We start from the raw sequence: 13,052 nt of genomic DNA, 5'->3' as shown, positions 1-13,052 counted from the left end.
AAAATATTACGTTAACTTTCGGTAGGGTTTTGAGAAAGTTCTCCCCTCCCGCTTGCTCGCCGTTTTGCTTGTGAATTTTAGGCAAAAAAAATCCCCGCTCTCGCGGGGATTTTCCTTGGGTCAACACACTCTAAATTAGTGTGCTGTGCCTTCAGGCAGAGTGTAGGCGATAATATAATCCCCTACGTCTGGTGAATGGCTCATGCCCCCTGCGGAGATGACCACATACTCTTTCCCTGTTTTGGGAGACTTATAGATCAGCGGTGCCGCAACAGCGCCAACCGGCAGACGTTCGCGCCAGACTTCCTTACCTGTAGCGGACTCAAGTGCCCGCAGGTAGTAATCCTGCGTACCTGCAAAGAACAGCAGGCCGGACGCCGTAGACGTTGGGCCACCAAGCGTTGGCATGCCCATTGGTACCGGCAGGTGGGTTTTGATACCCATTGGCCCCAGATCCTGCGTAGTGCCCATAGGGACCTGCCACAGCAGTTTTTTGGTTTTGAGGTCAATGGCGCTCATGGTGCCGAAGGGCGGCGTGTTGCAAGGCACTTCCAGCGGAGACTGAAGAATATCAATCCGAACGCCAGCGTAAGGCCCGGCAACCTGCGGACGAATTGTGCCCATAAAGCCCGGCACTTCGTCGGTAGAGACCTTATAGTGCTTGGCTTCTTCTTTGTTCACCAGGGTCATACGCAGAGGCATACGCATGTCATTCACGAACATGACGCCTTTGCGCTCATCAATAGAGATGCCGCCCCAGTTCATGCCACCCAGCAGGCTGGGCCATTCGATGTAAGGTTTTTCACCCGGCGGGGTGAATGGACCTTCATAGACCGAATCCTTAAACATGATACGGCAATAGAGCTGGTCGAAGGTGCTGACACCCCACATGGAGCTTTCTGTAAGCGGGTCTGCGCCAATGATGGGCATACCAACAGAGAAAGGCTGCGTGGGAGACAGGTGCTCACCCTGTGCTGCGGGTGACGTTGGCACGGAGCGTTCCTGCACTTCTGTAACAGGCTGGCCGGTGCGACGGTCCACAACAAAGATATGGCCGGTTTTGGTTGTCTGGATAAGAGCAGGAACTTTTTCACCCTGCGCATTGGTCACATCATACAGAACAGGCTGAGACGGCAGGTCATAGTCCCATACGTCATGATGCACGGTCTGGAAGACCCATTTGGTTTTACCCGTAGTCGCTTCAACCGCGACAATGGCTGCGCCAAATTTCTCTTTTACAGCATTACGGTCCCCACCCCAGTAGTCTGGCGGGCCGTTACCGGTTGGCAGGTAAACGAGGTTCAGGTCTTTATCGTATGTCGGGATAGTCCAGACGTTTGGCGTTTCCTGCGTGAAGTCCTGACCTTCAGCCGGAGCCTGCGTATCATCAGGACGACCAACATCCCACGCCCATGCCAGAGCACCGGTGCGAACATCATACGCACGCACAACACCTGATGGCTCACCGTGCACAATGTCACGCACCCAGCCACCAATAACAGCAATATGCCCCATAACCACCGGAATGGAGGTAGGGTGATAGCGTTTACCGTTTTCGGTTGGGCCCATCTGTTTTTTGATGTCGACAACACCGTTGTCACCAAACGCTGGGCACAGGGCACCCGTATGGGCATCCAGAGCAATGAAGCGAGCATCAACTGTAGAGGTGAGGATGCGCTGGCGGCAGAGCGGGTCTGGGCTGGCGGCTTTTTCCTCGGCGGTCAGGCTGACATCTTTGTCCATGTCATAATAGCCGATACCGCGGCAGGTAACGTGCTCAGCAGAGTGTGCTTTGGCGTCAAACTTCCAGATTGGGCGGCCTGTATCCGCATCCAGTGCCGTAATCAGGTTTTCCGGGGTGCAGGAATACAGCACATTCCCAATTTGCTGGGGCGTATTTTCATCAACACCCGTCCCTGCACCTTTGGTGCGGCGACCGGTATGATAAACCCAGGCAACTTTCAGTTTGCTGACGTTATCTGGCGTAATCTGAGTATAGGGCGCAAACCGCGTGCCCGCAGCATTACGACCAAAGAACTCCCAGTCTTCCGGGGCATCGGTTTTGGTATTTTCCGCAACCTGATCCGGGGCAGCTGCCTGCGGGTTGCTGATCTGACCATGCGGGAAGAACGCTTCAACCAGCGTGACCAGCAGTGCCCCGACAATACCCAGACCAGAGAAAACACTGACGCGTTTTGTGGCAGACACCGTAGTCGGCAGCGTTGCCGCAGCCCACAGACCCAACGCAAACAGGATGGCAGGTACAACCAGACGGGGCAGCAGAGCCCAATATCCGATTTCTGGCGTATCGCAGAAAGCCCACACAACAGTTGCTGCAAAAATGACAACCGTAAACAGCAGAGCCAAACGGTGCTTTACGAAAAACAGAACAGCCAGAACACAATATGCCAGACCGGCCAGAAGGTAATATGCCGAGCCGCCTAAAAGAAGCAGCTTACTACCACCATAAACAAGCACTGCGCCCACCAGAAAACTGATGACCGCAAACAAGATACGATAGGCATTACCTAAGGCTGACTGGCCCCCCGCGGGTTGACCTTCACCCATGCTATCACTCCACTATAAGAAAAAATGCCCTGCCCCGCATGTAAGACAAGACCCTGTTGGAAAATGCCCCCAGATACGCCTGAAGGTGCCTGAAAGCCTGCGCGACCTGTGCTCGGAACCCGGCCACGACACACTGCTGACAATTTTCTAAAACATATTTTTGGAAAATGTCCGGCAACCTTGAGATACGGTTGTTTTGCCTTTGCCGTTCTGGAGGGAAGGAAACCGTTCTGTGTCTAATTCATTGATACATGTCAAGAAAGCCAGACCAAAACGTAGGCAATATGAACAACCTTTTGAAAATACTCGCTGAACACTCTACCGCCGGAAGCTATATCTAGGTAAAAGAGGAATGTTCACGGCTGTATAAGTATCATTTATCTACCTCATAGGAATAATAAATACAACAATATATAAAGAATAGTTTTATATAAATAAGCTTTATCATGAATCAGTTATTTTTTATTTTAAAATAAGTAAGGAAAAATTTTAATTTTATTTTTAATTTTCCAATGTTGGCTGTAGCTGATTTCTTGACAATTTCATGAAAATCACGGGTTCGTGATAACTGCAAATTGCTATTTTTTGCCAATCTCAGAACCCAAAACCTAATTTTAGTCAAAAAATTAAAAACCAATTAACGTGTTGTTTTATATAGCTTTTTTCTAGTTTTTTAGTCCTTATTTCCACTAAAAACTTTCCTCTCCCATATAAAATAAATATGCAAATTGTATCGTTCATATATTGGACATTTGTGTGCTGAAGGAGCCTTTAGGAAGCCGTAAAGGCTCTGCTTCGTTAAAGCAAAGTGAGGAGACATTTAATATGACTTACACTGTTGGTATGTATCTTGCCGATCGTCTCGCCCAGATCGGACTGAAGCACCATTTTGCTGTAGCGGGCGACTACAACCTTGTTCTGTTGGACCAGCTCCTCCTGAACAAAGACATGCAGCAGATCTATTGCTGTAATGAACTGAACTGTGGCTTTAGCGCTGAAGGCTATGCCCGCGCACACGGTGCTGCTGCTGCAGTGGTCACTTTCAGCGTTGGTGCCATTTCCGCCATGAACGCCATTGGCGGTGCCTACGCAGAAAACCTGCCGGTTATTCTTGTGTCTGGCTCACCCAACAGCAACGACTACGGCTCTGGCCATGTGCTGCACCATACAATTGGCACGACCGATTATGGCTATCAGCTTGAAATGGTACGCCACGTCACCTGTGCGGCTGAGAGCATTACCGATGCAGCCTCCGCACCAGCAAAAATTGACCACGTCATTCGCTCTGCATTGCGTGAAAGCAAGCCGGTTTATCTGGAAATTGCCTGTAACGTGTCCGCACAGGAATGCGTCCGTCCGGGCCCTGTTTCCAGCCTGCTTTCACACCCATCCACAGACACGGTTAGCCTGAATGCTGCTGTAGATGCCGCAGTCAGCTTCCTGAACGGTGCTGAAAATGTGGCTATGCTGGTTGGCAGCAAGCTACGGGCAGCACACGCCCTGAAAGAAACCGAGGCTCTTGCTGACAAGCTGGAATGTGGCGTTGCCATTATGGCCGCTGCTAAAGGCTTCTTCCCGGAAGATCATGCTGGCTTCCGTGGACTATACTGGGGCGAAGTGTCTTCTCCCGGCACACAGGATCTGATCGAAAAAGCAGACGCGCTGGTTTGCGTGGCCCCAGTCTTTAACGATTACTCCACTGTTGGCTGGACGGCTTGGCCTAAGGGCGACAAAGTGTTGCTGGCAGAAACCAACCGCGTAACGGTAAAAGGTCAGGCCTTTGAAGGCTTTACCCTGCCGGAATTCCTGACAGCGCTGACGGCAAAAGTTTCAGCTCGTCCGCACTCTGCTCAGACTTCAACCTACACGAAGCCTGAAATTGCTGCGAGCAAACCTGATGCGCGCCTGACCAATGATGAAATGGCCCGTCAGATTAACGCCATGCTGACATCTGACACCACATTGGTTGCTGAAACTGGTGATTCCTGGTTCAACGCCATGCGTATGCATCTGCCACGCGGTGCCCGCGTTGAGACAGAAATGCAGTGGGGCCATATTGGCTGGTCTGTTCCCTCTTCCTTCGGCAATGCCATGGGGTCTCAGGATCGCCAGCATGTTGTGATGGTGGGTGACGGTTCCTTCCAGCTAACCGCGCAGGAAGTCGCACAGATGGTGCGCTACGAACTGCCGGTTATCATCTTCCTGGTGAACAACCGTGGTTATGTCATCGAAATTGCAATTCATGACGGCCCATACAACTACATCAAAAACTGGGATTATGCCGGTCTGATGGAAGTGTTCAACGCTGGTGAAGGTCATGGTCTGGGTCTGCACGCAAAAACAGCGGCTGAACTTGAAGATGCCATCAAACAGGCAAAAGCAAACCGTCGTGGCCCAACCATCATCGAATGCAGCATTGAACGCTCCGACTGCACCGAAACACTAGTAAAATGGGGCAAGCGCGTTGCATCTGCCAATGCCCGCAAACCACAGGCTGTCTAATCTAATTTTTTAAATCAGACAGTTTTTTTAAAAGTCTGCCACTGCGTAAAAGCGGTGGCAGGCTTTTTTTATGATTGGTTCCCGCTGCTAACGTTTTTGTGTACTAAAATACTCCTGTTTTTTCACGCACTTGTCATAAAATATGGTATCCTGATTAAAGTTTTTATTAATATCAGGAACACCTTGAAACGCCCCTACGATGTGGCTTGCTTTTGCAAACACTATTCCGGGCACTCCCCTAATCCAGCTTGAAAATTTTGCATTCCCTTGATGGCTTTTCCTTTGGCGGCAAATGGAAAAACCCTTCTGCTGCACAAGTTTTCAGGTTTTTCTTCCCATATGGCTTGATGCCACACTTTACCGATGGTCCGATCATGCCGCGCAACACATATCTCTCATCTCTGTCTCTCTTTGCTGGAGGGGTTTCTCTTCTTTGGTGCCTGGGTGTTGCGCAGGCGCAGCAAGCCGAAAAACCTCCATCGCCACCACCACCCACAATGCCGCACACCGTCTATATTGATGTCTCCCCTAAAACAGACGCTACTGCTGGCCAATTGCCGGACCCACGGGTGCTGCAAAGACCTAAAAACTCTCCCCTTCCATTAAGTGGTGTGCCTCTTTCCCCATGGCCAGGTTTTGCAACCATGGTTGTGCCATCAACAGATAACTATGAAGGCGCAAAAACTTTTCACAAGATGGAGCTAGACTCCCTCAGTGGTGGTGAAGCAGTTTCATGGCTTCTTCCCTCAGAAATAGACGCGCTCCGCCACACGGATATGGAAGATCCATATTACGTGCCGACAACGGGTTCATCTCATCTATTGCCCGTCATCATGCCTTTCCGCCAGCGTTTGCAGAAAAAGGGCTTCGTATTTTCCTTTGCTTATAAAGGAGAATCCATGGCCGACATTAATGGCGGCATGCGGCGCGGCATGGATTATGTGCACGAGCTAACGCTACAGATGAACTTTGACCTTGGTAAAATGGCAGGCCTGAATGGTTGGTCTGTTCATACACTCCTCATGAACCGTGCCGGACGTGAAGTCTCCCATGACCGCGTGGGGGATTACTATGTCAACCTGATGGAAGTTTATGGTCTGTCCGGGCACGTGGTCGCGCATCTTGTCGATTTTTACGCGGAAAAGAAATTCTTGCAGAACCGCATGGATATTACTTTCGGCCGTATGTCCCTGACCCACGTTTTTGCAACATCTCCGTTGATCTGTTCTTTCATGGTGACCTGCTCGGCTCCCGTAGCCCTGAAAGTTGACCCGGGCTTTGCCGTTTACCCCAAAGCAACATGGGGCAGTCGTCTGCGCTTTCGCCCTACACGAGACACTCTGTTGCAGGTGGGTGCCTATCAGGTCAGCCCGCTTGCCAGTAATCCAAGCGGCTGGTCTTGGGGCAGTGAAGATTCAACAGGTCTGATGTTGCCCATTGAATTTACATGGCAGCCTTTCCTGACCCGTAACCGGCTACCTGGCCATTATGTGTTTGGGTATGCGCATGACACATCCCGCTACCCTGACGTGCTGGGAACCAAACCCGCCAATCTGGTTGTAAATGCCAACCGTCTGCATAGCGCCCCGATGGATATGTTCTGGTTTGAAGGCGACCAGATGATCTACCGCCGTGGTGGCCGTAACCAGATGGCGGGCGGGTACTTAATGGCCGGGTATATCCATAACACGCCTCACGTCTCTTCCATTTCCGACGAGGCATATGGTGGCCTGTCTTTCAACAGCATCTTCCCCAACCGAGTCACTGACCGGCTCGGTATTCTGTATTCCTGGTACCATGTCAGCCACCGTAAAGAACTGGGGCAAATGCTGGCACGGGACGCAGGATTATCTCTGGGTGAGCAGGTACTGGCTCCGCAAACAGATTCTCACGTCATTGAGGCCTATTACGCCATTGATGCCTTTCCGGGCGTGCTGATCCAACCGCAGTTTCAGTACATGATCAGACCGGGTGAAACATCTCATATTCCGGACGCAGCCCTTGTGGGCCTGAAAGTTATTGCAAACCTCTAAAGCTTTGTAATATCCACAAAAATAGTCTGCCTGCCTTGTAAGGGTTTCGTGTCAAAACCCTTACAAAAGCAACCACAATTCCGCCACCAGTTCAGATTTAAGTAACTGAGTGACTCAGTGGAGCAGATAAACAATGGCAACTTTTTTTAACAAGCTCAGCGCAGGTTTTCTTGTGATTGCACTTATGCTGACAGCTGGCGCAGCCAACGCTGCTCCTGGCCCAGACCGAGGCGGCCCCGGCGGCCCGCCAGACGCGCATGCTGACCGTGGCCCCCCTGCCCTCAGACAGAATTTTGACCAAAGACGCGGTGGACCCGAACCACAAGCCCGCAACCGTGGCGGATGGAATGGTGGTGAACGGCAAAGAGACTGGCACCGCGGCGAGCGCTATGATGGCGGCGGATATTATGTTGATAATTGGCACGGCTATAATGGCCTTTATGCCCCGCCGAATGGTTACCGCTGGATCAACTACGGTGGAACTTTTCTCCTGACAGCTATTGCAACGGGCGTCATTTCCAACATCATTGCCAATCAGGCTCAAGGCTATAGCGGGTATTAAAAAGACTCACGTCTTTGGTTCCTATTTTCATAGTACCCGTGGCAGGACTCTTATTTAAAAAAGAGTCCTGTTGTTGTTTCTGCATAACAAACAACCTTTGGAAAATTGGCTGCATAAATTTCAGTATTGACATTAAATTAATTTTTAAACATCGTTATTATTTCTATTGTTATTAATATAATATGACACTTTTATAGTGTTATAATGAAATATCCTGATCAGGCTTGTCGACATAAACTTTTTCGGGAAATGGAAGCCCTACCTTTGGTGTATTGGGCAGCCAACATGAAAAAATTCTTGTTCCTCACAACATGCTGTTTTTGTTTCGAGCATATTGCCGTCTCCACCGTACATGCTCAGGCGAGCGCGGCGCACACTCCCTCAGACAAGAAAAAGGACTCTCGCCGTCAAAAGAAAGATGCGGCAAAGCCCCGGAACAGAGACGAAGCTATTGATGTGACTGAACGCCGCAAAGTGTCTGGTACTGGCATGATGGTAAGGCATACTGTCGCCCAAACGGTCAGTTCGCTCTCCCATTCTTATATAGAGATGCAGTCACCTACCTCTACAATAGAGTCTCTGATTGCAACACTGCCCGGTGTGGTTTCAACCAGTGAAGGTCCACTCACCACATCTTTTTCCACAATTCATATTCGCGGTATGGGTCAGGCTGAAATTGGCATGACATTTGAAGGGATGCCTGCTGCCAACCCGTTCACCTACAGCACCTACACGCCTTCTCTAGTTGACAGCCAGAATATGGGGCAGGTCAATGTTATGCAGGGGTCGGTGGATATCAATTCCCCGACCTATAACGCAACCGGCGCTGAAATATCTGCCACCATCAGGGGGCCGGCAGATCATCACCATGTATATGTTGCAGGGTCCGGTGGGTCATATGGAACAAACAAGGATTTCATCCGGTACGATACTGGAGAAATTGGGCATACAGGTGCGTATGCATTTGCCTCTGGCTCCTATTCCCGTGGGGATATGTGGCGCGGTGTTGGTGACATTGAGAGGTGGCATGTTGACTCTGCCTTGACCAAGAAGTGGGCCCGGGGAAGCGAGTCAAAAGTTATTTTTGGTTGGACAAAGGCCTCACAGGGTGAATGGCTTTACCCTTCTCTTGCAAACTGGAAAACATACGGGATGAAATATGGTCTGAGCGACCAATATAGCCCGGGTGCGACCCATTATGTTGGCCTCAATGGCAAAAATACCGGCGCAGTATATGGAACACTTAAAAACCACTTCAGTTTTGGGAATGGTTTAAGCCTTGATGCTCAAGCCTACTCTGTTGAATTTCATGGTCCCTATTATTACGGCGCAACTGTTCCTGTTAAAAATGGCTTTGTGGGTGCAGAGAGCTACAGTTCTCTAGACGATTATAAAAATCTTCCCGGATACTCTTCTTCCAGCAAGACCCTAACCACTGCCGAGGTTTCAAACTGGTATACCTTGTCCTCGGGCCTGTTATTAACAGGGCACTGGAAGCATAAATTTAATACACTGAGCCTGACTTATTGGTATTCCTACGCACAGGAAGCCGCGCAAATGAGGTTTTATCCCGTTAATGGAAGCGGGCAATGGAGCGGAAACGCCTTGACCGCCAACGGCGGCATACCGGTGAGCGAGGATAACGAAAATGGTTTACAGCAACTGAATAGTTTTGCTGTAGATGACAAAATGTCATTCCTGAACGGGCGTCTGACGCTTGACGGCGGGATAAGAATGGCCATGGTCAACCGTCAATACACACAGGATCTGCCAAAATTGGTGGGGGCCAATTATAAAACTGTCAAGAATGTTTTCGTTCCCGCCCCACAGGTTTTGATCAACTATAATTTTAACCCCCATCATCAGATCTATGTAAACGGGACAACAGGCTATCATCTTCCTGCGTCTTTAAGCTCTCAGCTCGCCTCATATAGCCGTACAACAGGTAAAGCTGAATCTGCACCGTTAATTGATTACAAGCCTGAGTATATGATTACTGAAGAGCTGGGGTATCGCTACTCTGGGCTGCTCATGGCCAATGTTGCTGGTTTCCATTACAACGTTACCAACCATCAGGTTTCTGCGGAAAGCTACGTGGCAGGCTCAACCTCAACCATTACCCAGTTGATCAACGCTGGCGGCATGGAAGCCTTTGGTGTGCAAGCAGAAATTGCGACACACCCATGGCATCATGTCAGCGCCTATGCGTCCGGCCAGTATTTACGCACTAAAAATGGTAACAATCTCGCCTATAGTGGTGATTACCTGCGCACAAAAGGCAAAGAAGAGGTCGGTGCGCCCAGATATTCCGGTTCCCTCGGCCTGACCTATAACGACGGCACATGGTTTGGCAATTTCACTTTAACTTACACTGGGTCACAGTATGCAACACTCATGAACGACCAGCGTCTTCCCGGTTATATCACTGCCAATCTGGGTGTCGGGAGAAATCTACCTAAGATCGGTCATGTAACTCCCAAAATAAAACTCAATCTGGTTAACATGGGTGACGAACATTACCTGTCCTCAACATACGGTTATACAGCGGCTGCCACGACGCAAAAAGGGATACTTGGCACAACCATCAAAGGCTCTGCTCCAACCTACGTCATCGGGTCTCCCTTTGTGGCCATGGGCACTATTTCCGCAGATTTTTGACGCTGGGCGCTATAAAACTGTCATAATTATTTAACTTTTTTTTACGCGATTAGCCCGGAGCAACGCTGTAGGACTGATATGTTTTTGCCAAAACGTATCACCCCTGCTGCATTATCAACAGTTTACAGCGCCAGACCACCCGAACGTCAATCCTACCGCACACAGACAAGAGAGTAAGACAGTGACAACACGCAGAAATTTTTTAAAATATGCTCTCTTGTCTGGGGCAGCGGCAGGGTCTGCAGCAGCGTTGCCTGCTTCCATCCAACGGGCGTTCGCTATTGCGCCTGATGTCGGTTCAACCTGGAAAGATGCTGAGCATGTTGTGATCCTGATGCAGGAAAACCGCTCTTTTGATCATGTTTTCGGCACGCTTCAGGGCGTGCGTGGGTTTAACGACCCACGCGCCATACGCCAGCCAGATGGAGTTCCGGTTTTTGCACAAACCAGTAAATCTGGTGAAACCTATCTGCCGTGGCGCCTCAACATTAAGGATACACGTATAACCTGGATGGGCTCGATCCCTCATTCTCGTGACAGTCAGGTTGATGCCTGGAATAGCGGGGGCCATGACCAGTGGATTGACGCCAAGAAATCGCACCACAAGGGATATGACCAATATCCTCTGACAATGGGCTATTACACCCGCGAAGATTTGCCCTTTTATTATGCCTTAGCGGATGCCTTTACCGTTTGTGACCAGAATTACTGTGGTGCAATGACCAGCACCACACCTAATCGTCTTTTATTCATGACAGGCACTGTGCGGGACAAGCAGGACCCGTCATCAAAAGTCTACATGCGCAATGGAGAGATTCTCGATGGTGGCATGACATGGAGCACCTTCCCCGAACGCTTGGAACAGGCTGGTGTGTCCTGGAAATATTACCAGAATGAGTTGACACAGACTGGCGGCATGAGTGAGCCGGAACGCGCATGGCTTGGTAATTTTGGCACAAACGTTCTGGAATGTTTTGATCAATACTGTGTTTCTGCCAACGCTGGATTTGACGACTGGTTGGAAGACCGCATCAGTGAGTGCCAAAATCATATAGACCGGCTGGATAGCCGGGAAATGCTGATATCAGAAAGCCATGCTGAACAATTGGCTGAGGCACGTGCCCTCATGGCAGTGCTCCAGCGCAGACGCGCATCTGCAGGGCGTACAAAAGAGAAACTGACACCCTCAGAGCGGTCACTTTTTGAAAAAGCCTTTGTTATCAATTCGGGGGATAAAAACTACCGTAAGCTGGAGAATTTAGAGTTTCAGGAGGGTGAGAAATCTCTCCACATGAAAGCTCCGAAGGGCGATATTTTGCACCAGTTCCGTCAGGATGTCCAAACGGGAGAGTTGCCAACGGTATCCTGGCTCTCTGCACCAGGGCATTTTTCTGACCACCCAACATCTCCATGGTATGGGGCATGGTATGTGTCAGAAGTGATGGACATTCTGACCGAGAACCCTGAGGTATGGAAAAAGACCATTTTCATCATCACTTACGATGAAAACGATGGCTATTTTGACCACTGCTGTTCCTACGTTGCGCCAAACCCGGACGCGCCTGAAACAGGTGCCTCGTCCACAAGTATTGGAGCAGATGGTCTGGAATATACCACAGCCAAAGACGAAACAGATTTAGGGGTGCCCGCTCACTTGGCCCGCAGCGGACCAATTGGCTTGGGTTTCCGTGTGCCCATGATTATTGCCTCGCCCTGGAGCCGCGGTGGGTGGGTTAATTCACAGCTTTTTGAACACACCTCAACGCTCCGTTTTCTGGAATCATTCGTTCAGGAAAAATTCAGTAAGACCATCAAGGAAACCAACATTTCTCCTTGGCGGCGTGCAATAAGCGGGGACCTAACGTCCTGTTTCCGCCCTTATGATGGGTCTGTCCCTACCCTGCCGTACCTTAACCGTGACGCCCATTTACACATGATTGAAGAGGCGCGCGACCGACCTCTACCCGGTGGCTTTCGTTCACTTGCTGCGTCTGAAGTCTCAGCCTTGCGGATCGCTCCATCAGACGTAAACAAGACCGTACAGCAGGAACCCGGCACCCGCCCTGCCAGCGCACTGCCGTATGAACCTTACTGTGATGGCGGGCTTGCCAAGAACGGCTCAGCCATTGCTTTGCAATTCCGGGCTGGAAACCGTGTTCATGGCAGCCTTTCAGCAGGCCTGCCTTACAATGTGTACTATCATAACGTAAAAACGCCTTCCGGAATGCAAGCAGCAACCTATGCCGTAGCAGCAGGTGACACGCTAAACACTACCTTCGAGACATCTGCTTTTAAAACCGAGACATATGACGTGTCTGTCCATGCGCCCAATGGTTTTTACAGGGGATACAAAGGCGCGCTGCAAGGCCTTCAACTCAATGCTGAAACGCACTATCTCCGTGCGGCAAAGAAAGACCTGATTTTACAGCTTACCAATCACGGACAAAAAGTGGCCCATATTGTCAGCGTTATAAAAGGTCAGAGCGGACAAAAAGTTATAGTCCTGCGCCCTGGGCAAAAGACCGAAATTGCCTTTGATCTGGTACCAAGCGCACTCTGGTATGATGTTGTATTAACCTGTCCTGATGAGCCTGATTTCCTATGGCGTTTCTGTGGTCGGGTTGAAACCGGTCGCCCCGGACAGACCGACCCTGCAATGGGGAGTGTCTGATTCCCCAAAACGCATAATGGCACTTAGGGGCGATAGCTTCGCCCTTTAAGACCTGACA

General features: G+C 50.1%; 6 protein-coding genes. 5 read left to right on the top strand and 1 reads right to left on the bottom strand.

The window, feature by feature from the left end:
- Positions 1–135: 135 nt before the first annotated feature.
- Positions 136–2,568, bottom strand: coding sequence for a membrane-bound PQQ-dependent dehydrogenase, glucose/quinate/shikimate family (locus Abci_RS01920; RefSeq protein ID WP_048837454.1), 2,433 nt, complete (start codon positions 2,566–2,568; stop codon positions 136–138).
- 825 nt (positions 2,569–3,393) lie between these two features.
- Between Abci_RS01920 and Abci_RS01915 the strand changes: the two genes are divergently transcribed.
- The 5 genes from Abci_RS01915 (at position 3,394) to Abci_RS01895 (ending at position 12,994) form a co-directional block, all read left to right on the top strand.
- Entirely contained in the window at positions 3,394–5,070 is a 1,677-nt protein-coding gene (locus Abci_RS01915) for an alpha-keto acid decarboxylase family protein (protein WP_048837453.1), read from the top strand.
- Between the two features lie 347 nt (positions 5,071–5,417).
- Positions 5,418–7,103 carry a carbohydrate porin gene (locus Abci_RS01910; RefSeq protein ID WP_048837479.1) on the top strand — a complete coding sequence of 562 codons (1,686 nt, stop codon included), beginning with the start codon at positions 5,418–5,420 and terminating at the stop codon, positions 7,101–7,103.
- A gap of 133 nt (positions 7,104–7,236) precedes the next feature.
- Positions 7,237–7,665, top strand: coding sequence for an RcnB family protein (locus tag Abci_RS01905; RefSeq protein ID WP_244877557.1), 429 nt, complete (start codon positions 7,237–7,239; stop codon positions 7,663–7,665).
- Between the two features lie 285 nt (positions 7,666–7,950).
- Positions 7,951–10,323: a TonB-dependent receptor gene (locus Abci_RS01900; protein WP_048837477.1), complete on the top strand. Its 2,373-nt coding sequence runs from the start codon at positions 7,951–7,953 to the stop codon at positions 10,321–10,323.
- Between the two features lie 181 nt (positions 10,324–10,504).
- A complete protein-coding gene (locus tag Abci_RS01895; RefSeq protein ID WP_048837452.1) occupies positions 10,505–12,994 on the top strand; it encodes a phosphocholine-specific phospholipase C in 2,490 nt (829 codons plus the stop codon).
- Positions 12,995–13,052: the final 58 nt, after the last annotated feature.

Source organism: Acetobacter cibinongensis (assembly GCF_000963925.1).
GTDB lineage: Bacteria > Pseudomonadota > Alphaproteobacteria > Acetobacterales > Acetobacteraceae > Acetobacter > Acetobacter cibinongensis.
This window is presented reverse-complemented; position numbering and strand designations above follow the sequence as displayed.

What these genes read in the sequence shown, in the direction of transcription:
- Abci_RS01920 (WP_048837454.1), bottom strand. Translation starts at nt 2,568, where the DNA reads ATGGGTGAAGGTCAACCCGCGGGGGGCCAGTCAGCCTTAGGTAATGCC.
- Abci_RS01915 (WP_048837453.1), top strand. Translation starts at nt 3,394, where the DNA reads ATGACTTACACTGTTGGTATGTATCTTGCCGATCGTCTCGCCCAGATC.
- Abci_RS01910 (WP_048837479.1), top strand. Translation starts at nt 5,418, where the DNA reads ATGCCACACTTTACCGATGGTCCGATCATGCCGCGCAACACATATCTC.
- Abci_RS01905 (WP_244877557.1), top strand. Translation starts at nt 7,237, where the DNA reads ATGGCAACTTTTTTTAACAAGCTCAGCGCAGGTTTTCTTGTGATTGCA.
- Abci_RS01900 (WP_048837477.1), top strand. Translation starts at nt 7,951, where the DNA reads ATGAAAAAATTCTTGTTCCTCACAACATGCTGTTTTTGTTTCGAGCAT.